We start from the raw sequence: 23,162 nt of genomic DNA, 5'->3' as shown, positions 1-23,162 counted from the left end.
TTTTAGCGGTTTGACTCGGTGATTTTTTCTGTTTTTGGGGGGTTTCTTAATTTAACTTTGTTAAGAAAACCAAAATTGTTTGTAATAAAACCACTTAATCCTATCTCGCCAAAGAAAAATTCAATGACAATTTGCTTGAAATCTATAAAAGCATGGCTAATGTCTGTAGCTTTGTTTGTATCAAGCTTTAAACTTCTTCCGTGCGCTAGAGAGTTACGGCAGTCAACAATCTGTTGGATTAGATCTTCTTGACATTTATCATTAAAATAATTTTTCGTTTGATCGCATTTTGTCCTAGATAATGAAATTTTAAAAAATTCAGAGAGTTTTTCATGGAGTTTTGTTTGTTGTGGTTTCTTTAAAAAACTTTCAATCATGCTAATCAATACAAACATGTCCAAATACAAGTGAATAATTGGATCTTTTTTATTGATAATGTCTAAAATACTTGCAAGTTGGAAATCTCTATTGTCTTTGATATAAAAAACAATCCATTTTTCAAGTATTACAGAAAAATTGTCTATCCGTTGGAAATTTATAGCAATCCCATAAAGATCTATCTCCATAGACTTTTTATCTTTTTTGTAAGTGTTTCTTATTGCTGTAATGTCTTTATTAGAAAGCTTGAATTGGATATAGTCAATTTGGATGTCAAAATTAGAATGAGCATAAATCAAAATAAAAAAGTTTTTAATCGCTTCAGCAATAAGCGCTAATTTTTCAAGGGTTTCAAAAATTATATTGCATTCCAAAGACAAATCAAATTGATAAGTTAATAAACGATTCTGTCTTTTAGGAATCAAATTAGATTTTGCTTTTATCTTGTCTTTTTCATATCTTTGGGATAAAAAATCATTTTGAATATAAAATGATTGTAGGATAAAGTCCTTATCGTCATTCTCATGATAACTTTCACACCCACTTTCATCTACTTTAAATAATGCATCAGGTAGCAAATGCTTCTTGGTCGTAAAAAAGCTTTCTAAATAGTTTGTTCTGCAAACAAAACGATCGCCCATAATTTTTTCTGGATCGATCCAATCATCAAACAGCCATTCATAATAGAGCGTGATTGGTGTGGGATGCCCTAAAGCATGACCTAAAACAATGCGATCATAAAGCTTGCAAAGAGTGTATCGTTTTTTGTTATCCACAATATAGAGCGTTTGGTATTGCAAAGAGTGGATCTCTTTAATTTCTCCTAAAACCACAAAAGAAAAAGAAATTTTGTTTTCTTGATACGAAAACACTCCTGGAATGCATTGCTCATTTTGTGGATTAGTTTGTGGATTTTTTAAGAAAGCAAGACATTGCCTTTCAAAATATTCCACACCCCCAAGCGATGTGATCACTCAAACCTCTTCATGCTAATCTTTTCTATCAAATCCACGCTTTTTTCAGAGAGTTTGATGACCCTACAAAGGAGTTCAAAAACGTATTGGCCGCCGGCGTAATCGTTCGGGTTGTTTTCAATCAAGCTGTCTTTATCGGTAGTCTTTTGATAGCGTTCGATCACCCAGTCAATCGCACTTTTGCCATTCACCACATAGTCAAAGGCTTTTTTAGGGATTTGAGTGATGGTGATATGGTGGTTATAAATGATGCTATCCCCTTTTTTAGTCATTTTACCCACAATCATAATAGCCCTCCACTTCGGCGCTCTCTAGCAGGTTATGTTTAACGCTTGTGTGCATTTCCCCATTCTCATAGTTCAGATGCAATTCGGCCAATTCTTTGCCAAGGATAGAGAGTTCCTTAAAATCCTCGCTCAAAGCGATTCGCGGCGCTTCTTTGGCGAGGGAGTTTTTGTATTTTTCCAAATAGCCTTTATGGTGGAAAATCGCATAAATGTAATAAAAAATCTCTTCTTCAGTAATAGCATTATCTTGGTAATGCCTCCTGAACAGATTGAGCGCATAGCCGCTGATAGCGTCATGGCGATTCCCCAAATCGTCGTAATAATACAAGGGGTAAGCTTGGGTGTTCGCCATTGTTTGGACATCAGTAATCTCGTTTGCAATCAAGCAAGAAAAATTTCTTGAAGCCATTGAACTGGTATTGATCACCACATTACGCGCGCTTTTATCCGGGAAAATTTTGGGCAATTGGCTTTGTTCTTCATTTAAATTTTTATCAAAATAAAGCCATTGTTTGTTAAAAGGGCGATACATGGCTAATCTTATGCACTCCTCATTGCTTTCTGGCAGATTTTCATTTTTAATAAATCCTTGTTTCAAACTACGAGTCCAAGCGATTTTCGTTTTATCGGTGGTGATTTCTTTATCATTAAGTTGTTTGTAAAGATCGCCTGATTTGACGCCTTTGGTGCGTTGTTTGAAGGCTTCCCTAAAAACCTCATTGAAGCGCTTCAAATCAGCGTTATAAGTGTCAATGCAGTTTTGCACCGATTGCATTAAATTTTTTGGCGAAAAATTATACACCCAAGGATCACGACCGCTCGCCACGCCATTAGAATTGAGATCAAAAATACTATTGAATATTTTGAGTTTTGGGTCTCTTTTCAAAGGGATGAGCTTTTCAAAGCCGTCATTCCTTTGGTTGATCCAATCGCCTTTATTATTTGGGGTGATGGTTTCAAAAGCGATTGCGTCTAGGTTTGTGAAGTTAGCGAGCCGATTGAGTTTTTCTTCTCTTTTCAAATAATCCCCAATATCGTAGTAATGGATCGTGCTGTTTTTCACGCTTGTGTCTTTGACAAAAAAGATAATCGCTACCGTCGCCCTGGATCCGCTATCAAAGATTTTCCCTCCCTCTTTTTTAAAAGTTTCCCCTGAAGTCCTCGCATTCCCCCTCAAATTCAGCACATAAAGATGCGAAAATTCTTGCGCCACGCATTTCCTGAACCCGTCCGCGCTTTTAGAGTCAATGAAGCTCCCATTCACCACAAAGCCTACCACCCCTTTATCTTTTAAAAGATCGCTCGCCATGCGGATTGACTGGATGAGCGTGTCTCGTGTGGCTTTCCCCGCTTTAGCGGTGGAATTTTTACCATAAGTTTCATAAACCCATTTTTCAAGCTTCTTGTGTGAAAGGTTTTGGTTGTTGTCGTTTTGGCTTTTAGCACCGGCTGAATAAGGAGGGTTGCCGATGATGACTTGGATAGTTTGGTTGGCTAGAGTGGTTTTGATGTCTTTATTTTCTTTCAAATCTTCAAATAAAGGGAATACCCCCTTATCGCTTTTTTCTTCCAAATAATCCAGGCTGTCCGTGAGCGCGATATTTTTGAAATTTTTTAACGAACCATCCCTATTTTGCGCGGCTTGGGTGATATTGATTAAAGCGATATAATAAGATAAAAGCACGATGTCAAAAGCGAACAAATTTTTTTGAAACTTCTCTTTCAAGGCTTCATCGCTAATGAGATCGTTTTCTTTAGAAAGCAAACGAGCGATAAAACTCCCGGTGCCCGTGAAAGGGTCAAAAATCGTGATGTTTTTATCGTTAAAATCCGTGTTGAAATGCTTTTTCAAAATGCCGTTAGTGGCCCTTAAAATGAAATCCACCACCTCTATGGGCGTATAAACGATCCCTAGTTTTTCGCTTTGCTTTCTAAAGGCTTCTTTAAAGAAAGTGTTGTAGAGGTTTTTAATGAGTTCTTGCTGGCTTTTTTGGCTTTTGGCGCGCGTTGCTTCGGTTTTCACGCTTTCATAGAGGTTTTTAAGATCTTTAGTTTCCCCTTCTAGCCCTAGATCGGAGAGTTTTAAAACCATTTTATCCAAGGCTTTTGCGATAGGGTTTTGAATATTGTCCCCAAAAATCGCATCAAAAATGGGCTTAGTGATGACGTGAGAAGTGATCATATCCAAGGCTTCCTCTTCTCTGATGTTTTGATGGATATTTTCCCTTAAGGAATCCAAAAAGCCGTGGAAAATTTCAGGGTTTTTGCCAAAAAGTTCTTTCAAGCGGTTGTTCAAGGTCCTTGCGATGTTGCCCGTTTTTTTAGCGAAATTTTCCCAATAATTCCTGTCCCCTAATTTAGTGGGCATGACATTATACACAGCGTTCGCTAGATCTTGCAGCAAGATAGCGTCAAAAAGGGTTTTTTGGGCTTGTTTGGGATCGGATTGCTCGGTTTTATCTTTTTGTAACTCTTCCTCATCGTCTAAATTGCTTGCGTCATCGCTTCCAAAGATTTTGATTTTTTCTTTAAAAGTGGCTTCATCAACCAGGCTTGAATCATGGCTTCTTAAGGCTTTTATCACTTTCCAAATGTTTTTGAAATTGGTGTTATTGACGGCTTCATCTAGGTTTTTAATTTCACTCTCTTCTAAAGCGATAGGCAAAATGATATAGCCTCTTTTCTTGTGTTTGGCTTTTCGCATCACCCTACCCACCGCTTGGATAATATCCACCATAGCGCTTTTGCCATCAAAAAAGATAATGCTATCAAGTGCTGGGACATCCACCCCCTCGCTCAAACACCTAGCGTTGCTTAAAACCTTACAAGTGTTGGGTTTGAATGTGTTCAAGTTTTCTAATTTGTCAAGCCTCTCCTTACAATTCATGGTGCCATCAACATGATCGATGCTGATTTTTAGGTTTTTAAAACTCTTTTTCTTCAGCTCTTCATCATAGCATTCCATGATCGTTTCAAAGGAGTCTTTGATATTTTTACTCGTTTGTATGCTTTTACAAAAGCTTATGGCTCTTTGAGAAACAAAGGTGTCGGCTTTGTTTTTCAAGTCGTTGTCTTCTTTGTTTTCATCGTCTAAAACGATTAGATCCTGCTTGGCTAACCCTTTATGCGTGCCAACGATCTTACACACAAATTCGTTATTGATGAGCTTTTTATCTAATTTAGTGCCTTCGGCTTTGAGCTGGCTGATTTTCTTATTCACGCTGTTAGTAACGCCGCTTAAATTTTCTTTTCGCACCGCTAAAATGATGACTTTGTAGTCGGTTAAGAGATCCAAAGCGATCGCTTTTGAAAAATTGAGCGTATAGATTTCTTCGCCAAAAGTCTGCGCATCATCCATGGAATAGATAACATTATCTTTCTCTTTGGCTTTAGCTTTAGAGCTTTCGCTATACACTTTAGGCGTAGCGGTCATGTAAAGGCGTTTTTTGGCTTTGATATTTTCATCGCTGTGGCAAAGCGTGAAAGCGTTTTTATCGTCCCTTTCATTACTAGAATACATAGCCCCTACCGTTCTGTGGGCTTCATCGCAAATGATGAGATCGATTTCGCCCAAACCCGCTTCTTGCGCTTCTTTAATACGCAACGCGCTTTGATAAGTTGAAAAGATAATGAAGCGTTTGTTTTCTTTTTGTGCTTTTTCATAAGCGCTTAAAATGTCTTCCAGGCGAGTGGAGGCCTTTATAGGGAGCTCAGAAAAATTAATATCGTCATTGTCTTCGTTCTTACTTTCCCCAGTTTTATCATCGCTGCACACGATAGAAGCGTAAAAAGGCTCGCTTTTTTCTTGCGCGTATTCTCTAAAAGTTTGAGAAAGCAAAGCGATGCTGGGCGCTAAAAAAAGCATGATCTTAGGGTCTAAAGCTTCCATGATTTTTAAAGAAGTGTAGGTTTTGCCGGTCCCGCATGCCATAATGAGCTTGCCTCTAGCGTTTTTAGGGTCAGAAAAATACTCTTTAGTGGCGTTTATGGCTTCTGTTTGGTGAGGGCGCGGCCTTTTCTTATCGCATAAGGGGATTTCGTCTTCGGTTTTTGTGGGATCAAACTTTTCCCAATCAATACGAGAATAAATAAAATTCTCTTCAGTGATTTCATCAATGTCAATCCCCATTCCTGTGCTTCTGATTTGTTCAATTGCTTTAAGAGCTTCAGAGGTTAAATTAGAAGTGGAGATGATGATCCCTTTTTTAAACCTGACCTCCCCTACCCCGATTAGCAATTGGGTTAAAAAAGGTGAAATGTCGTTATACGAGATGCTGTTTTGATGGAATTTGCATTGCACAGCGATGTATTCTTTTGAAGTCGTTTGAATGACTATATCAATCCCCTTATCGCGCTCCTTCCCCCTTAATTCCCAATCATACCAAAGATCAATAGACTCGTATTCGTTAGCGCTGTCATGCTCTTGTAAAAATTGCTTAGAAATTTTTTCAAACAAGCTTCCTTTATGGCGTTTGTTGGGTATGGCATGCAGTTTTTGTTTGATGAGTTCGTAGGCGCTGATTTCTTGCATTTTTCATTCCTTATAGTGGCGTTAAAGTCCTACATTATATAAAAAGATGTTGGAAAGTGGGGTTAAAAAGGCTTTTTATTCAGCGCTTTTTAAGGCTTTAGCGATGAGTTCTAAAGGGTGCAAAAATGGCGGGGTGTTAGGGTCATCTAAAGACTTTAAAGCGTTGTTTAATTGCATGTGGCATGCCCCGCATTCTGCGCTCAAAATTGCAGCTTGAGTGTTTATGATTTCTTTAGCCCTAAGAAGCCCCACTTTTAAAGAAAACTCCGCCTTTTCGGTTTGCATCGTAATCCCCCCAAAACCGCAGCAATTGTCCGGCATTTCTTTAATTTCATAATGCGCATTGAGTAAGTTTCGCACTTCTTTATGAGCGTTTAGGGTTTTTTTGGCATGGCAAGGGTTATGATAGGTGATAACCTCTTTTTTTCCCTTAGGGATTTTTTCTAAAAGACTTTTTAAAGGGGTATGTTTTTCTAAAAACACGCTCGCCAGATAGATTTTAGGCGTGATTTTTTCCAAGCGCTTCACATACAAATCCTTATCTTTTTCGCCTAAAAACACCTTGTAATAATCGTTAATGAGCATGCTAGCGCATGTGGCTTCAGGCACGATGATCGCATCCACTCCATCTAAATAGCTTTCAAACCATTCTATGTTTTTTTTCACTAAAAAAAGCGTGGTGTCTTTATCGCCGGTAAAATACGCAGGGGCTGAGCAGCATTCTTGCTTAGGGATGATCGCTTGAACGTTGAGTTTTTCTAAAATATACAACAAGCTTTCCCCCACTTGCTGGTAATGGTAATTGCTCAAGCACCCTATAAAAATGGCCACTTTTTGAATGGGGTTTTCTAAAGGCTTCATTCCTGCATGCTTTTGTAAAAAACTTTTTTGATTTAAGGGAGGCAGAGCGCTTTTTTTAAAGCGTTTGAACAAGCCTTTAAACGCCACTCTAGGCTCTAAACTATCCCCCACTTGCTTGAAAACGCAAGGGGCTAAAAAATGTGCAGTTGAAAACACCCTATCCATTTTTTTGCGGTTTTTTAAAAGGGAAAAATAGGATTTTTTATACCAAGCGATGCCATGCTTTTGAGCGATTTTTTCTCTGGCTTTTTCTATTAAAGTGTCTATGGGCAAATGAAAAGGGCAAATTTCCACGCAAGCGGTGCATAAAAAGCAAGTTTCTAAAAGGTGTTTTAAATTCGTGTCTAATTGGAGCTTGTTTTGAGCGTTTAAGCGCATCAAATCTAAAAAGCCCCTAGGCGAAGTCGCCTCATCTTTATGAATGCGATATATAGTGCAACCTGGCACGCATTTAGCGCACTTAACGCAAGCGTCCCCTACTTCTTCAAAAATATTTCCATTAACATTTTCATTCATAGCGTTTTACTGAAATGTTTTTCGCCCCCACGCAAATACGCGTCAAACTCCATGGCCATGTTTCTTACGAGCATGCCCCCCGTTCTTGTCATCTCAAAGCCTTTAGGGTTGAAAGAAAGCAAGCCCGCTTCTTCATAAGGCTTTAATTTTTCTAATTCTTTTTTAAAATGCGCTTTAAAATCAATAGAAAATTTTTCTTCAATCTTAGAGTAATCCAATTTTAAATTACTCATCATCTGCATGATCACTTCTTTTCTTAAAACATCTTCTTGACTGAGCGCTACGCCTCTTTCTACCGGTAAATGCCCCAAATCAAGGGCTTTTTCATAGTGGTGCAAATCTTTATAATTTTGCGTGTAATAATCGCCCCCTTCGCCGATGCTTGTAATGCCAATGCCAATGGTTTGAGTGAATTTCTTCGTGGTATAGCCTTGAAAATTACGGCGTAATTCCGCTTTTTGAAGGGCTAAATACAATTCATTATCGCTTTTAGCGAAATGATCCATGCCTATCATTTGGTAGTTGGCTTTTTCTAAAAAACTGATGAGAGATTCTAAAATCTCTAGTTTGTCTCTAGGGCTTGGCAATAAGGTTTCATCAATTTTACGCATCGTTTTTTTCACCCAAGGCACATGCGCGTAATTGAACACCGCCAATCGGTCCGGATCCAGTTTCAAAACCCATTCCAAAGTTTTTAAAAAACTCTCTTTAGTCTGGTTGGGTAAGCCATAAATCAAATCAAAATTAATGGATTTGATGCCGTAATCTCTGGCGAGTTTTACCGATTCTTGAACCATTTCAAAAGGCTGGATTCTGTGAATGGCTTTTTGAACCTCAAAATCAAAATCCTGCACCCCAAAACTCAAGCGGTTAAACCCCCTATCAAACAAGGTTTGCATGTGTTCTTTAGTGAAATGCCTAGGATCAATCTCGCAACTCATTTCAATATCTTGACTGAAATTAGGGAAAACTTCTTGAATGCTTTGCGTGATTTCATCTAATTGAATGGGCGAAAAAAAGGTCGGCGTGCCGCCGCCATAGTGGAATTGCGCCACTTCTCTGTTAGTGTCCATCGCGTTTTTTAAAAGGGCGAGTTCTTTTTTAAGGTAGCTGATATAGCGGGTTTTTTTCTCTTCTAAGCTGGTGTAAATGACTGAACAAGCGCAAAAATAACACGCGCTCCTGCAAAAGGGCAAATGCGTATAAAGCGATAAAGGCATGGGGTTTTTGAGGTTGTCATGGTTAAAAAACGCCGTTTTCAAGCTCTCTTCATTAAAATTTTCTTTAAACTCCACCGCTGTGGGGTAGCTGGTGTATCGCGGGCCGGGCTTGGAATATTGGGAAAATTTTTCAAAATCAATGGTTTGCATTAAAAATTTTCCTCATCGCTATTGTCAAAATTTTCAAAATTATTCTCATTAAAAGGGGGTTGTTTGAACATGTTGTCAAAATTAAAAAATAAATTAGGGTGCTCTTTTTTGATTTGTTTGACAAAGTTTAAGGTGTTGATATTGGGCAAATTCCCGTCTTTTTGGCGTAAATTTTCTAACAATTGCAAGGAAACTTCGCGCACATCTTCAAAATCAATCGGCGCTTGGGTGATAATATCCCTTTCTAATTCCGCCCTAAGCCTGGCTTCAAAAGCCTTTCTGGCGTTCTCTGCCAAAAGAGAAATCACATTATCTGGCACTAAAACGTAATTTTTATCTTCTTCATCAGAAATAAAGTAAGCTTCATTTTTTTTAAACGCCCCTTTTTCTAATTCTAAAAGCATTTCACTAGCGCTGATTTTTTTGAGAAAGGCTCTGTTTTTTTGGGTGGTTAAGCTATGGATAAGTTTTTGTGATTTGGTTTTAGAAACTCGTTTTTTAGGTAATTTTTCCATTTGTATCCTTTTTAAGCTGATTGTATCCAATTTCGTTTAATTCTCATTATAAATCGTTTTTAAATACTCTATTTTTGAAGTCAAATTGAGTAATACCATATCGGCTAACACCAACGCTAACAAACTCTCGCACACCACACTCCCTCTAATCGCAATACAAGGATCATGCCTACCCTTCAACAAGCATTCGCACTCATTACCCTTAATGTCTATGGTTTGTTGAGGTTGGAAAATGCTTGGCGTGGGTTTGAAATGCACCTTAACAATAATTTCTTCCCCATTGCTCATGCCCCCTAAAACCCCTCCGCTACGATTGCTCAAAAACCCTTTTTGATTCATTAAATCATTATACTCTGAGCCTTTTAATAAAGAGCTTTCTACCCCTTTGCCTATTTCAACCGCTTTCACCCCGTTAAGCCCCATCATCGCTTCAGCGATTTTAGCGTCTAATTTAGCGTATAGCCCTTGACCTAAGCCAATGGGGAGTTTTTGATTAATTTTCACGCTCCTTGCTCTAATCAAAGCCACGCCCCCGATACTATCGTGGTTTTTGATAGCGTTTTGAATGGCTGTTTTTTGCGCTTCTTCTTGTTCTTTGTCTAGTGCAAAAATCTCGCTTTTTAAAGCGTGATTAAAATCGTAATTTTTGGCTTCAATGCCCCCAATTTTAATAATCCCGCTTTCACAAACAATACCAATTTCTCTTAAAAGCATTTTAGCAAACGCCCCAGCAGCCACTCTTATAGCGCTCTCTCTGGCCGAGCTCCTCCCCCCACCCCTAAAATCCCTGATTCCGTATTTATGAAAATAAGTGAAATCCGCATGGCTAGGCCTAAAAAGGTTTTTAATGTTATCGTAATCCTTGCTCCTAGCCCTTTGGTTGTGGATTAAAAACCCTATGGGCGTCCCTGTGCTAAAATCTTCAAAAACCCCGCTTGTTATTTCCACCTTATCGTCTTCTTTTCGTGGCGTAATGAAAACATTCCTCCCCCCTTGGCGGCGCTTCATTTCATTTTCTAATAGCGCATAGTCTATTTTAATCCCGCTAGGCATGCCGTCTAATACCCCCCCTATGATGTTCCCATGCGATTCCCCAAAAGTCGTGAGCCTTAAAAAACGCCCCAAAGTGTTCATTTGGCTTCCTTCAGTTTTTGAAGCGCATAATAAGCGCATTGCTGTTCGGCTTCTTTTTTGCTTTTGCCTTTAGCGGTTGCATACATTTTATCTTGAATGTATAGAGCCATTTCAAATTCTTTATGGTGATCGGGACCTTTTTCTTGGAGTAATTGGTACGAAGGGATCACGCAAAATTGCGCTTGGGTCAATTCCTGTAAGGCGGTTTTATAGTCCATAAACAAATGCTCCAAATCCAAACGCTTGTAAGCGCGATTGAGTAAATTTTGCATGATTTTACGCACCTTAGCTAACCCCGCTTCTAAATACACCCCAGCCATTAAAGCCTCAAAAGCGCTTGATAAAATAGAGGGTTTTTCTCTCCCCTTAGAAATTTCTTCAGAAGAAGAAACGCGCAAATAATCCTGCAAAGCAATCGCTTTCGCTAATTTCGTAAAACCATGCGCGCTCACAATAGAAGCCCTTAATTTAGAGAGTTTGCCCTCATCGTATTGATAGAATTTATGGTATAGCAACTCCCCTATCACCAAACCCAACACCGCATCGCCCAAAAATTCCAAGCGCTCATTGTTTAAAGCGAGCTTGCATGATTTATGCGTTAGGGCTTGCTCCAATAAACGCTTGTCTTTAAAAGAATACCCCAAAGCTTTTTCTAGCGTTGTATAAGAGCTATTAGGCGTTATGTAAGGGCTGTTTTGAGAGCGTTTGTTTTTCATCATTTCTCCCTTTAAGTGGTCGTTTTGACCCGTTTTTGCGCCTCTAGTTTAGCGAGGCTATCGCATCGTTCATTCTCAGCATGCCCGTTATGCCCCTTGATCCAAACAGCCACAATCAAATGCCATTTAGAGACTTCTAAAAATTCTTTCCATAAATCCACATTTTTAACTTTAGCAAAATTCTTTTTTTGCCAGTTAGCTAACCACACATTGATCGCTTGGCACACGTATTGCGAATCGCTATAAAGCGTGATATGGCATGGGCGTTTCAAAATTTTTAAGGCTTCATTGAGCGCTCTTAATTCCATGCGGTTATTCGTGGTGAAATGTTCGCCCCCACTGATGATTTTTTCTTTATCTTTATAGCGTAAAATCGCCGCATACCCGCCCGGCCCAGGATTGCCCAAAGAAGAGCCATCGCAAAAAATTTCAATTTCTTGCATCTTAATCCACTCCCACAGCATGCGTTTTTTTAGAGATTTTAAGCACCATATCCATAAACGCTAACTGGTAACACACAGGACACCTATGGTTTTCAAAAGGAAAGATTTGTTTGCAATGCTTACAACGGTATTCAAAAGTCAGGCTCGCTTTTATAGGGCTATGCAATAGAGCGCGTAAAACCTCTAATTCAAAAACTTGGCAAGGTTTGTTATCCAAAAGCAGCCCTTGAGATCGCGCGATATCTTGCAAAAGGGCATGTTTTTCTAAAATAAAAGCAGGGATATTCATATCCCATAAAAGATCGATCACATTTTCTAGCCGTTCGGTTGTATCAATTTCTTGCCAAAAAAGCTTTTCATCATGCGATTTTAAGTGATTTAAAGCGATTTTTTTCAAATCTAACGACGCTTTTGAAACATGCAAGATTTTAGCCGCCTCTTCCTTATTCTCTATTAAATGCATGAGATAAAGGTAATTTTTAATCGTTTCAATTTCAGGCACCTCTAATTCTTCCAAACATTCCAAAGTTTCTAAAGCCTTTGAATAGTCTTTTTCTAATTCATACGCATGCAAAAGTTTCAATAACGCTTCCACATTCCTTGGGGAAAAGCGCAAAATTTCTCTCACGGTGTCTTTTGTTTTTTGCAAATACCCCACACTAAAATAATTTTTAGCCAATAAATCTAAAACAGCGATTTTTTCTTCATCTTTTAAGGGGCGATTCAAAAGGCCTTTTAAGATTTCAATGCTCATTTCCACATCCGCTTTAGAATACGCCCTGGCTAAAAACATCAAACTGGAAATTTTGGCATGCTTTAAAAGCTCGTCTAAATTCTCGCTGCTCGCATAGGCGTTTTGATTTTGGGCGAATTTTTGCAAAAATTTTTTGTTTCTCTTTCGGGTGAAATACGATCTAGCCTGTTCTAATAAAATGACAAGAGCGATAATGAAAGTGAATAAGGCGATAGAAAATAAAGAATCTTTATAGAGGAAATTGAAGTGTTGCACAATCTAAAATCACTCTCTAATCATCACAATCCTAGACTTAACGCGCAATTTTTCAAAATGCTCTTCTAAAATCTTATCCTTAGATTCTTCCACTAATTTTTGGGCGATGAATTGCTTGGCCTGACTGAAGCTCACTTCATTTTTACCCTTTTTTTCCTTGATATAAAAGGTGATGAACTGCCCCCCACCCCCATTCATAACGGGCGTAAAAGAGCCTTGCTCATGCGAAATAAAGACTTGGGCGATTTGAGGGTTTAGGGTTTTCATCTCTATTTTTTCATTGGCCTTACTCACCCCTGGAACTTCCAAATTAGGGTCTGCCATAGCCCTTTCTAAATCTTCTTGATTGGTGGAAGTGTAGCGCACGGTTTCTATTTCTGTGGGGATACTGAATTGCTCCTTGTGTTTGTTGTAATATTCGCGCATTTTAGTTTCAGAGCTGGTATCCACATTAGTGAGCAAAATATTACGCAACAATTCTTGCATTTCTAAATGCTCTTTAAGCTGATCTCTATAGAGTTTATAATGCCCCTCAGCCATAAGCATCTGTTTGAAATGGTCTAAATCCATGCCTTGTTGTTGCGCCATCATCGCCATTTCTTGGTCTAGCTTGTCATCATCTACATGGATTTTCAAGCGCTCAATTTCTTGGTTTTTAATGCGTTCAGCGATCAAACGATCCCTGGCTTGAGCCTTACTCACTTTAGATTTTTCTTGCTCTTCTTGGATTTGATACAGCGTGATAGGCGAGCCATTAACGAGCAATGAAATGCCCCCTACGACCTTATCTTCAAGGGTGTTGTTGGTAGCGTTATTAGGATTACCAAAAATAGAATTGAATTGAGAGCTAGGGCTTGTTTCCTTATTTTTTTCAGTAGCTTGAGGGGTTGTATCTTTTTTTTCAGGTTTTGGCACATTACTTTGAACGCCTTGATTTTGCGTGCCTTGATTTTGAACGCCCTTACTACCCCCTTTGATTTTAGGAGGCGTGATCTTTGGAGTGGGATTTTTGGCATCCCCATGATGGACTTCTGCTCTGGGCTTTGCTCTAGTTTTAGTTGTTTTCTTTTCTTCGGTGTTTTTCTTTTCTTCTTTATTCTTCAAATCCTTATTCTTTAATTCCTTACTCTTCAATTCTTGGCGGATTTTTTTATCCAAAGAAGACTCTTGCTTCCTCCCTTCTAAGGCTTCTACTTTAGAATCAGGCTCTGCATAAACCACCCCAATAAATAATAGAACCTTAGAAATATAAGAAAAAATTTTCCTCATCAACCCAATTTCTCTTTCAAAATAGCATTCACCACGCTAGGATTAGCCCCTTTTAGATTTTTCATCGCTTGCCCTACAAAAAACCCAAAAAGCTTGTCCTTACCGCTTTTGTATTCAAGCACCTTATCAGCGTTGTTTTTTAACACTTCTTCTACCACTTTAACAATCGCTTCCGTGTCATTGACTTGAGACAAGCCCATTTGCTCAATGAGTGCATCCACATCGCCCCCATGCTCTTCTAAAAGCCTGTCTAACACATCTTTAGCGCTCTTGCCTGAAATCTTGCCCTCATCAATGCGTTTGGCTAAAGCGCCTAACATGTGAGCGCTAATCCCACAATTCTCTAAAGTAACTTCAGCCTTCAAGCGCCCTAATAATTCCACGCAAAGCCATGTCACGCTCGTTTTAGCCTTAACCCCAAGATTAAGCATGCTTTCAAAATACTCCGCCAATAAAGGATCGCTCACCAATAAATTCGCATCGTCTTCTTTAAGGTTAAAATCTTTCATGTAGCGGATTTTTTTCGCGCTGGGCAATTCATTGATCTTTTGAGCTTCTTTTAAAAGTTTCTCATCAATAAAAACAGGATACAAATCCGGATCTTTAAAATAGCGGTAATCCGCTGACTCTTCTTTATTGCGCATAGAAAGGGTGATCCCTTTGGCGGTGTCAAAAAGGCGCGTTTCTTGAACCACCTCTTCATCATAACGCCCACTTTCCCACGCCGCGCTTTGGCGTTCTATCTCGTATTCAATCGCTTTAGCGATGAATCTAAAGCTATTCAAGTTTTTGATTTCCACCCTCGTGTAAAGCTTTTCATCGCCTTTGGGTCTAATGGACACGTTCGCATCGCACCTGAAATTCCCCTCTTGCATGTTCGCATCAGAAATCCCTGTAAAACGCACGATAGCATGGAGCTTTTTCAAATACGCTATGGCTTCTTCACTATTTTTCATGTCCGGCTTGCTGACAATTTCTAATAAAGGGGTGCAAGCGCGGTTCAAATCCACTAAAGAACAGCTGCCCTCATGGATATTTTTACCAGCGTCTTCTTCCATGTGGGCTCTTTCAATACGCACGATTTTTGTGCCCTCTTTGGTGTCAATCTCTAACTTCCCATCGCTCACAATGGGGACTTCAAACTGCGAAATTTGATAAGCCTTAGGCAAATCAGGGTAAAAGTAATTTTTCCTCGCAAAAATGGAATGTTGGTTGATATGAGCCTCAATGGCTGTGCCTAATTGGATGGCTTTTTTAACCACTTCTTGATTCAATACCGGCAAAGCTCCCGGTAAGCCCAAACACACAGGGCAGGTGTTAGAATTGGGGGTTTCTCCAAAGCTTGTAGAACAAGAGCAAAAGATTTTGGTTTTGGTGTTGAGTTGGACATGGACTTCTAGCCCGATTACAGCTTCAAATGGCATTATTTGTCCTTACTCTTTTTATTGCTCACAATGGCAAAAGTCAAGTCATTGATCTCGGTGTGGTCTTTAATGAAATCATTGATTTCTTTCAAACTCATTTTTTGGATTTGATTGAGCAGCGTTTGATTGAAATTTAAAGGCAAACCTAAATAAAAATAATTGTAAGTGGTGTTCAAGCGGCTAGAGATCGTTTCATTCCTTAAAGGCTCAGAGCCTAGTAAAAACTTTTTAGCGTCGTCTAATTCTTGTTGCGTCATGCCTTTTTCTATAAATTCTTTAATTATTTTTTTAACCAAGGCAACGCTTTTAGCTTGAGTGCTGAGCTTGGTTTGCAAATACCCGCTAGCAAAATGCGCCACTTTAGAAAAATTAGAGCGGATATACACGCTATAAGCCAAGCCCTCTTGAACCCTGATTTTTTCCATTAAACGAGAGCCAAACCCCCCCCCAAGCACAAACATCATGACTTTAGATTTCGCTAAATCCTGTTTTAAATCCTTGATTTTAAAGGGCGCACCAAAATACACGAAAGCCTGTTCAGTGTCTTTATAGAGAACTTTTTCGCTTTTTTTATCGCTCGTTTCAAAATAAGGCTCTTCATACGCTTTACCTTGCGGCAAGAAATTAAGAGCGTTATTCAAACGCTTAAGGGTTTGATCGATTTTCAAATCGCCCCCAAGCACCACCACGAGCTTATTGAGTTCAAAAACCTTAGCAAATTGCTGTTTCAAATCGTCTAGCTTGATTTTTTGAAGACTCTCTTTAGTGCCTAAAGCTGCATTAGCTAAAGGGGTGTTAGCAAAAAGCTCTTGTTTTAAAGTCAGTTTAGCCAAATAGTCAAAGTCGCTTTCTTTTTGTAAAAGCGCGGCCAACATTTGGGTTTTGACTTTTTCTAAAGCGTTTTGCGTGAAATTAGGGGATTTCAAAAGCTCTTTTAAACGCATGATAGCTTCATCTTCGTATTCTTTTAAAAATTCTAAAGTGATTTGCAAATCTTCTGCGCTGGTATCCACATTCAAACTGATCGCTTTTTGCTCTAAAAGTTGCGCAAATCCCACCGCACCAAGCTCCTTAGTGCCTTCGTTTAAAACTTGCGCGAATAATTTCGCCAAACCCAACTGATCTTTATCGCTTAAGCTCCCACCCCCCCTAAAAGCTAAATGGATAAACCCCATAGGCAATAAATGGTTTTCTTCATAAATCACAGGGACTTTAGCTTGATTGATTTCTTGGTGTGTCAAAGCGCTCGCTTGTAACCCCATAAAAACTCCTAATAATAAAGTGATTAAAAATTTTTTCATGCTCTTTATACCTTTGCTTTAGCCGGATAACGCTTTAAAATTTCATAAGCGGTGTTTCGTTTAGCCGCCACGCTCCCAATGTCTTCAATAAGTTCTATCATTTCCGCTTCATTCATGCAAAAACTCGTCCCGGCCGCTTTCACTACATTTTCTTCCATCATCACACTCCCTAAATCATTCGCTCCAAACAATAAGGCTAACTGCCCTATCATAGAGCCTTGAGTAACCCATGAACTTTGGATGTTTTGAATGTTATCCAAAAAAATCCTACTGCATGCCAAATAGCGTAAATACCGATTGGAACTCGCTTTTTTAATGCTTGGGATTTCTTCTTTTAAGGGGGTGTTGTTGGGCTGAAAACTCCATAAAATAAAAGCCCTAAAGCCGCCGGTTTCATCTTGCAAATCGCGTACCCTTTGTAAATGCTCTATTACATCTTCTTCATTATCCACGCTCCCAAACATCATGGTAGCCGTGCTTTTAATCCCGCAAAGATGGGCCATTCTATGCACTTCAATCCACCGATCACTGCTCAATTTTTTAGGAGCAATGACATCGCGCACCCTATCGCTTAGTATTTCTGCTCCCGCTCCTGGAATGGAGCTTAACCCAGCGTTTTTCAACCTTTCTAAAACTTCTTTTAAAGACAATTTAGAGATTTTAGAAATGTAATCAATCTCAACTGCGCTAAAACCATGAATGGTAATGGTGGGGAATTTTTGAGCGATATGGCTGACTAAATTTTCATAATAGTCAATCTTTAGCTGCGGGTGCACCCCCCCTTGAAAAAGGATCTGCGTGCCGCCAATGGCGAGCAATTCTTCAATCTTTTGATCAATTTCTTCATAGCTCAACACATAGGCGTCTTTTTCTTTTAGGGTGCGTTTGAACGCGCAAAACTTGCAATCCACAAAACAAATATTGGTGTAATTGATATTCCTATCCACAATAAAAGTCGTCAAGTTTTCAGGGTGCAAGCGTTGCTTCACTCTCAAAGCCCTTTGCCCTAATTCTTTCAAGGGCGCGTTTTTCATTAAATCCAAAATTTCTTCTCTGTTGATGCGCATTTTAAAACCTTGTTCCCATAGAAAATTCAAAGTGTTGCGTGTAATCGTCCATGTTAGGGTTGAAGCATAGCCCTTTACATTTTTTGCCATTGCCATCGCCCCATTGGTTGAAAAACGCTATAGGGAAAATCAACACCAAAGGCCCCATGGGCGAAATCCATTCAATCTGTAAGCCTGTAGAAGCTCTCCAAGTCGCTCTTTCAAACCCAGCCCCTATCACGCCATAATCTTTAAAATTCGCTGTCGTGAAGGGAGCGTTATAGAAGAAACTCCCCCTAGTTGGGGTTTTAAAGGTTAAGAAACCAAAGTCAAAAAACCACGCTAAGCGCATTTTAGCCGCTTTTAGCACCCCATAGCTCAATTCAGTAGAAGCGGTAAAAATCCCATCGCCTCCAAGCCACAAGCCAAACTCATCTTTAGGCGTAACTGAGCCGTTTCTAAAGCCTCTCACCGTGGTTACGCCCCCCATGTAGAAAGTGGAGTTTAAGGGCAAGTAATCATCGGTGTTATACCTAAAGATATAGCCCCCTTGCGTTTTAAAGCGAGCGATCAAATCTATCAATAAATATTTTTGCAAATGGTGGTAAGCGGCGAATTTACCATAAACTTTGGTGTTACGGACATTCCCTCCTAACCCGTTCCACGAATTGAGCGTGCCAGAGCTTGGCAAACCAGACATCGTCGCATAAGAGCTAAAGATAACCCCATTTCTAGGGAAATAATAATCATCGGTGTTGTCATAGCTCACATCAAGAGTGAAAGAGCTGGTGATAGGCGTGTGGTAATCCCTATCCCAAATACCTTTTATTTCTGGTGAAGTGGTGATCGCTCCAGGACTAGAACAGCTTTCAGGGACCAATGGAGTCCTACCGCCTGATAAGCGATTGATAATCACCGATGCGGGTGTGGAACATTGTCTTGGAGAAACCACTTCATTCACAGAGGAATAGTAGCGGTTGTATAAAGGGCTGCTGAAACCAAGGAGTTTGGTAACGTTCAAGTTATACCCTAAGCTCACATGGGTTCTGTTACCCAGCATGCGCCCGACATTCACCCCAAAGCCTCCGCCTTGTTGGATGTATTGGTAGCTTATCCTATAGTCCGCATAAAGATTGATCGTAGAGCTATACCAGCTGTCAAAAATCCTTGGATTAGTTAAGCTCAAATTCCCCGCAAACATACGCCCCGCCCCTCTTGGCATGCCCGGATAAGATCTACCCCCCCCTGTAGCGATGTTAGCATACAAGCTCATGCTTTGGCCTGTGCCAAAAAGGTTTCTTTCGCTCACGCTCCCATTAAGCATAAGCCCTCCATAAGAGCCATAGCCTAACCCAAATTGCAACTGCCCAGTACGCCCCTCTTCTACGCTCACTAATAAATCCATGAGTGAGCTATTCACCCTTTTTTCTTCAATTTTGACTTTAGAGAAAAACCCTAAACGCCTCAAAGAATTTTCGGAATTTCTCAGTTTGGTCAAGTTGTATTTATCCTTAGGCCCTAACAATAACTCCCTTCTAATGATTCGATCGCTCGTGCGTTGGTTCCCTGAAATGATGACATCATTGATATGCACCATATCGCCCACTTCAATACGATAAATGACTTTCACAAGCCCGTTTTTTTCATCTTTATCCAAGTCTGGCTTCACCACCGCAAACGCATAACCCTTATCGGCAATTTCGGTTTTTAAAATTTGCGCATCCGCTCTTAAATGCTCAATATTAAAGACATCTTTTCTTTTCACTTTAAGCGCTTTTTCTAAGGTTTTTAAGGGGACTACCGGGTTGTCAATCTCTATTAAAATGTCTGAAATCCTGTATTGGATCCCCTCTTTGACTTTATAATGAAGCTTAGCGTCATGGGTAGAAAAATCCGTTTTCAAAAAAGGCGAAGAAATATGAGCGTCTAAATAACCCCTACGCATATACACATCTTGGATACGCAAAGAATCGTATTCTAATTGATCTAGACGCAATTTTCCGTCATTCAAGCCCCACATCCAGCCCATGAAATCTCGTTGCTTGTTCGCGCTCAAAGATTCAATCAAGCGGTGTTTTAATTTCGCACTTCCCTCATAAATGGATTGTTTGATATAAATACTATCCCCCCTATTCACATCAAACACGATTAATAACGCGCCCTCACTGACCTTTTGGGTGCGCACCTCCACCACGCTCCCATAATAGCCCTGCCCCTCTAAAGCGGTTTTTAAAGCCGTTTTAGCATGCTCTAATTTTTGCTCATCAAAGGTGTCGCCCTTTTTGATCCCCATTTGGGATTTTAAGCCGTCTTTTTCCTTTTCAGTCCCATAACCCTTGATTTCTACCCCGGCAATCCTGGCTTTTTCATCAAAATGAAACTCTAATATGCCGCTTTCAAAAGTGGCATAAACGTCTTTAAAATACCCTTGATTGAACAAAGCCAAAACAGCGGTGTCTATTTTTTTAGAATCCACAATATCGCCCACACGAATCTTTACAATCTCATTAGCGAGCATGTCAGACATGTAAGAAAGCCCGACATAAGAAATGGACTTGACTTTCATTTCTTTAGGCGTTTGATTGGATTGGGGGGTTTCGTTTTGAGCTTCATTCTTTTGAGTCTCACTTTTTTGAGCCTCTTTTGTGGTTTCTTTTGGAGAAGCCAAATCGTTTGGTTTAGAGCCGTCATTTTCTAAAGCTTCAACGCTGGTATTCATACATGCGAAAACAAGAGAAGATAGAATAAATTTTTTAATACTGATTTCCTTAATAGATTTTAGCTTGAGTGTTGTTAGTAGCGTTATTATAACTAATCATTCTTAAAAACGCTAAAAATCCTTAAAATTTTTGTATAAAATTATACAAACTATCCCTTTCTACCGCAACAAAGCCAGAATCCTTGATTTTAAATATCAAATCTTCTTTTTCTAAACCATGCCGGCTTTTCGCGCCGGCCGCACTTTGAATGCTCTCTATTTCTATCGTGCCGTCTAAATCGTTAGCGCCAAATTCTTGAGCCACTAAAGCCAAATTCAAGCCCAAAGTCGCCCAATAAGCTTTAATGTGGGGGATATTATTTAAAAGAATGCGGGATATAGCGATGGTTTTTAGGATTTCTATCGCGCTAGGGGATTTTCCCACTTTCAAATAGTTGTTTTCTTTTTGATACAGCAAGGGAATGAATGCGTTAAAGCCCCCTTCTTTATTTTCTACTTTATTTTTAGGGCTTTGAGTTTTTTTGATCCTTAGCATGTGATCGATGCGATGGATTTTATCTTCAATATGCCCAAAAAGCATGGTAGCGTTACTCATTTTGCCTAATTTGTGCCAATAAGCATGGATTTCTAACCACCGAGAAGAACCCACCTTGCCCTTACAGATTTTACGCCTAACTTCTTCATCAAAAATCTCTGCTCCCCCACCTGGCATGGAATCCACCCCGGCTTTGAGCATGTCTTCTAACACCAATTCAAAAGGTTTGTTGAATTTAACGCTTAAAAAATGCACTTCTGCAGCGGTCATGGCCTTTAAATGCAAGTTAGGCATTTCTTGTTTGATGGTTTCAAACACCTTTAAATACCATTCATAGGAGTAATTAGGGTTATGAGCGCTCACGATATGGACTTCTTTAATCCCCTTGTTGTAGGAGTTTTTAACCTTTTCTAGGATTTCTTCTAAGCTCATTTCATAAGGGTTAGGGTTTTTTCTGTGGGCTGAAAAAGCGCAAAATTTGCAAGCGTCCGCACAAATATTGCTAGGGTTTAAATGCCTATTGACATTAAAATACACGATTTTTTGGTGCATGTTTTGGCGCATGCGATCCGCTGCTTCCCCTAGCGTGTATAAATCATAATCATAAAGCTTCACTAATTCTTTGCTTTCAGTAACTTGATTGTCTAATACTTTTTCTAAAAAGTCCATTATTAATTGCCCTTTCATTTTAAAGATAAACATTGTAGCATTTTTAGATTGAAGAATGCTTTTTATATATTATATAAAAATATCCCTTTTAATCCCCCCTATTGATACCAGCCCCCTTTTTTTGACATAATTCTCATTAAAGGGATTTTTATGATAAAATCTAAGCTTTATCAAGCCATTAGCTGGTGTTCTTTCTCATTTTTATAAATTTTTAAAAATTTTCATACTCTTGTTTACTTTTTCATTATCATTTATGCTATAATTATGGGACAACTTAAACCAACACAAAGGAGATACTATGTTATCAAAAGACATCATTAAGTTGCTAAACGAACAAGTGAATAAGGAAATGAACTCTTCCAACTTGTATATGAGCATGAGTTCTTGGTGCTATACCCATAGCTTAGATGGCTCGGGGCTTTTCTTGTTTGACCATGCGGCTGAAGAATACGAGCATGCTAAAAAGCTTATCGTTTTCTTGAATGAAAACAATGTGCCTGTGCAATTGACTAGCATCAGTGCGCCTGAGCATAAGTTTGAAGGTTTGACTCAAATTTTCCAAAAAGCCTATGAACATGAGCAACACATCAGCGAGTCCATTAATAATATCGTCGATCACGCCATAAAAGGCAAAGATCATGCGACTTTCAATTTCTTGCAATGGTATGTGTCTGAACAGCATGAAGAAGAAGTGCTTTTCAAGGATATTTTGGATAAAATTGAGTTGATTGGTAATGAAAACCATGGCTTGTATTTGGCTGATCAATATATCAAAGGGATCGCTAAAAGCAGGAAATCTTAATTTTAGGGTATTGGGTGCAAAAACTAGCCGTTTTTGATTTTGACTCCACGCTAGTCAATGCTGAGACGATTGAGTCTTTAGCGAGGGCGTGGGGGGTGTTTGATGAAGTGGAAACAATCACTTTGAAGGCTATGAATGGCGAGACAGATTTTCATAAAAGTCTTATTTTAAGGGTTTCTAAACTCAAAAACATGCCCTTAAAACTAGCCAAAGAAGTTTGTGAAAGTCTGCCTTTATTTGAGGGGGCGTTTGAACTCATTAGCACCTTAAAAGAGAAAAATTACAAGGTGGTTTGCTTTAGTGGGGGCTTTGATCTAGCGACCAATCATTACAGGGATTTATTGCATTTAGATGCGGCTTTCAGTAACACGCTGATCGTGGAAAATAACGCCTTAAACGGCTTGGTTACGGGGCATATGATGTTTTCGCATTCTAAGGGCGAAATGCTTCTCGCCTTGCAACGCTTGTTGAATATCAGCAAAACGGACACCTTAGTCGTGGGCGATGGGGCGAATGATTTGAGCATGTTCAAACATGCCCATATCAAAATCGCTTTCAATGCTAAAGAAATCCTAAAACAGCACGCCACGCATTGCATTGATGAGCCTAATTTAGCCCTAATCAAGCCTTTGATTTAAAGAATTTTTTTTGTAAAATTCCTTT

The 23,162-nt window shown here is 39.3% G+C and carries 17 protein-coding genes and 1 pseudogene; 2 read left to right on the top strand and 16 right to left on the bottom strand.

Going from position 1 to position 23,162, the window contains the following annotated elements:
* Positions 1 to 2: 2 nt before the first annotated feature.
* The 16 genes and pseudogenes from AYS37_RS02935 to mqnE all read right to left on the bottom strand — a co-directional run bounded on the left by AYS37_RS02935 (position 3) and on the right by mqnE (position 21,697).
* Positions 3 to 1,352, bottom strand: a complete 1,350-nt coding sequence (locus AYS37_RS02935; protein ID WP_000633149.1) for a hypothetical protein — start codon at positions 1,350 to 1,352, stop codon at positions 3 to 5.
* On the bottom strand, positions 1,349 to 1,639 hold the full coding sequence (locus AYS37_RS09025) for a type ISP restriction/modification enzyme (RefSeq protein ID WP_001874552.1): 291 nt from the start codon (positions 1,637 to 1,639) through the stop codon (positions 1,349 to 1,351). The genes AYS37_RS02935 and AYS37_RS09025 overlap by 4 nt, the downstream gene beginning before the upstream one ends.
* The gene (locus AYS37_RS02930; RefSeq protein WP_001874551.1) at positions 1,626 to 6,170 is read right to left on the bottom strand and encodes a DEAD/DEAH box helicase; all 4,545 of its coding nucleotides are present in this window, start codon (positions 6,168 to 6,170) and stop codon (positions 1,626 to 1,628) included. Before AYS37_RS02930 ends, AYS37_RS09025 begins: the two co-directional genes overlap by 14 nt.
* A 75-nt stretch (positions 6,171 to 6,245) precedes the next feature.
* Complete coding sequence (locus tag AYS37_RS02925) at positions 6,246 to 7,547, bottom strand: (Fe-S)-binding protein (protein ID WP_001005087.1); 1,302 nt, start codon at positions 7,545 to 7,547, stop codon at positions 6,246 to 6,248.
* Positions 7,544 to 8,917, bottom strand: coding sequence for an oxygen-independent coproporphyrinogen III oxidase (gene hemN, locus AYS37_RS02920; protein WP_001193149.1), 1,374 nt, complete (start codon positions 8,915 to 8,917; stop codon positions 7,544 to 7,546). The genes AYS37_RS02925 and hemN overlap by 4 nt, the downstream gene beginning before the upstream one ends.
* Positions 8,917 to 9,432, bottom strand: coding sequence for a DUF2603 domain-containing protein (locus AYS37_RS02915; RefSeq protein WP_000413468.1), 516 nt, complete (start codon positions 9,430 to 9,432; stop codon positions 8,917 to 8,919). Before AYS37_RS02915 ends, hemN begins: the two co-directional genes overlap by 1 nt.
* 36 nt (positions 9,433 to 9,468) lie before the next feature.
* Entirely contained in the window at positions 9,469 to 10,566 is a 1,098-nt protein-coding gene (aroC, locus tag AYS37_RS02910) for a chorismate synthase (RefSeq protein ID WP_001094077.1), read from the bottom strand.
* Positions 10,563 to 11,282: a ribonuclease III gene (rnc, locus tag AYS37_RS02905; protein ID WP_001874550.1), complete on the bottom strand. Its 720-nt coding sequence runs from the start codon at positions 11,280 to 11,282 to the stop codon at positions 10,563 to 10,565. Before rnc ends, aroC begins: the two co-directional genes overlap by 4 nt.
* Positions 11,239 to 11,725 (bottom strand): annotated as a pseudogene (gene rnhA / locus AYS37_RS02900) (ribonuclease HI). The gene rnc and the pseudogene rnhA overlap by 44 nt, the downstream one beginning before the upstream one ends.
* Position 11,726: 1 nt before the next feature.
* Entirely contained in the window at positions 11,727 to 12,734 is a 1,008-nt protein-coding gene (locus AYS37_RS02895; protein ID WP_001163591.1) for a hypothetical protein, read from the bottom strand.
* Between the two features lie 9 nt (positions 12,735 to 12,743).
* A complete protein-coding gene (locus AYS37_RS02890) occupies positions 12,744 to 14,003 on the bottom strand; it encodes a SurA N-terminal domain-containing protein (protein WP_001225927.1) in 1,260 nt (419 codons plus the stop codon).
* The gene (gene gatB / locus AYS37_RS02885; RefSeq protein WP_001115686.1) at positions 14,003 to 15,427 is read right to left on the bottom strand and encodes an Asp-tRNA(Asn)/Glu-tRNA(Gln) amidotransferase subunit GatB; all 1,425 of its coding nucleotides are present in this window, start codon (positions 15,425 to 15,427) and stop codon (positions 14,003 to 14,005) included. Before gatB ends, AYS37_RS02890 begins: the two co-directional genes overlap by 1 nt.
* A complete protein-coding gene (locus AYS37_RS02880) occupies positions 15,427 to 16,728 on the bottom strand; it encodes a M16 family metallopeptidase (RefSeq protein WP_000713991.1) in 1,302 nt (433 codons plus the stop codon). The genes gatB and AYS37_RS02880 overlap by 1 nt, the downstream gene beginning before the upstream one ends.
* A 5-nt stretch (positions 16,729 to 16,733) precedes the next feature.
* Positions 16,734 to 17,795 carry a dehypoxanthine futalosine cyclase gene (locus AYS37_RS02875; protein WP_001873862.1) on the bottom strand — a complete coding sequence of 354 codons (1,062 nt, stop codon included), beginning with the start codon at positions 17,793 to 17,795 and terminating at the stop codon, positions 16,734 to 16,736.
* 1 nt (position 17,796) lies between these two features.
* Positions 17,797 to 20,493: an outer membrane protein assembly factor BamA gene (gene bamA / locus AYS37_RS02870; protein WP_001098194.1), complete on the bottom strand. Its 2,697-nt coding sequence runs from the start codon at positions 20,491 to 20,493 to the stop codon at positions 17,797 to 17,799.
* A gap of 121 nt (positions 20,494 to 20,614) precedes the next feature.
* Positions 20,615 to 21,697, bottom strand: coding sequence for an aminofutalosine synthase MqnE (gene mqnE / locus AYS37_RS02865; protein ID WP_000346616.1), 1,083 nt, complete (start codon positions 21,695 to 21,697; stop codon positions 20,615 to 20,617).
* Positions 21,698 to 21,995: 298 nt separating this feature from the next.
* Here mqnE and AYS37_RS02860 point away from each other — a divergent pair, with 298 nt between their 5' ends.
* Together AYS37_RS02860 and serB are read left to right on the top strand one after the other, a co-directional pair.
* Positions 21,996 to 22,499, top strand: a complete 504-nt coding sequence (locus tag AYS37_RS02860; RefSeq protein ID WP_000949227.1) for a ferritin — start codon at positions 21,996 to 21,998, stop codon at positions 22,497 to 22,499.
* 14 nt (positions 22,500 to 22,513) lie between these two features.
* Positions 22,514 to 23,137, top strand: coding sequence for a phosphoserine phosphatase SerB (gene serB, locus AYS37_RS02855; RefSeq protein WP_001170399.1), 624 nt, complete (start codon positions 22,514 to 22,516; stop codon positions 23,135 to 23,137).
* The last annotated feature ends 25 nt before the right edge of the window (positions 23,138 to 23,162 follow it).

Origin of the sequence: Helicobacter pylori NQ4053, assembly GCF_000274605.1 — a bacterium.
GTDB classification, from domain to species: domain Bacteria; phylum Campylobacterota; class Campylobacteria; order Campylobacterales; family Helicobacteraceae; genus Helicobacter; species Helicobacter pylori_CV.
This window is presented reverse-complemented; position numbering and strand designations above follow the sequence as displayed.

Coding starts and splice junctions, on each gene's coding strand:
- AYS37_RS02860 (WP_000949227.1), top strand. CDS start 21,996: ATGTTATCAAAAGACATCATTAAGTTGCTAAACGAACAAGTGAATAAG.
- hemN (WP_001193149.1), bottom strand. CDS start 8,917: ATGCAAACCATTGATTTTGAAAAATTTTCCCAATATTCCAAGCCCGGC.
- AYS37_RS02930 (WP_001874551.1), bottom strand. CDS start 6,170: ATGCAAGAAATCAGCGCCTACGAACTCATCAAACAAAAACTGCATGCC.
- AYS37_RS09025 (WP_001874552.1), bottom strand. CDS start 1,639: ATGATTGTGGGTAAAATGACTAAAAAAGGGGATAGCATCATTTATAAC.
- AYS37_RS02880 (WP_000713991.1), bottom strand. CDS start 16,728: ATGAAAAAATTTTTAATCACTTTATTATTAGGAGTTTTTATGGGGTTA.
- aroC (WP_001094077.1), bottom strand. CDS start 10,566: ATGAACACTTTGGGGCGTTTTTTAAGGCTCACGACTTTTGGGGAATCG.
- gatB (WP_001115686.1), bottom strand. CDS start 15,427: ATGCCATTTGAAGCTGTAATCGGGCTAGAAGTCCATGTCCAACTCAAC.
- AYS37_RS02890 (WP_001225927.1), bottom strand. CDS start 14,003: ATGAGGAAAATTTTTTCTTATATTTCTAAGGTTCTATTATTTATTGGG.
- bamA (WP_001098194.1), bottom strand. CDS start 20,493: ATGAATACCAGCGTTGAAGCTTTAGAAAATGACGGCTCTAAACCAAAC.
- AYS37_RS02925 (WP_001005087.1), bottom strand. CDS start 7,547: ATGAATGAAAATGTTAATGGAAATATTTTTGAAGAAGTAGGGGACGCT.
- rnc (WP_001874550.1), bottom strand. CDS start 11,282: ATGAAAAACAAACGCTCTCAAAACAGCCCTTACATAACGCCTAATAGC.
- mqnE (WP_000346616.1), bottom strand. CDS start 21,697: ATGGACTTTTTAGAAAAAGTATTAGACAATCAAGTTACTGAAAGCAAA.
- AYS37_RS02915 (WP_000413468.1), bottom strand. CDS start 9,432: ATGGAAAAATTACCTAAAAAACGAGTTTCTAAAACCAAATCACAAAAA.
- AYS37_RS02875 (WP_001873862.1), bottom strand. CDS start 17,795: ATGCGCATCAACAGAGAAGAAATTTTGGATTTAATGAAAAACGCGCCC.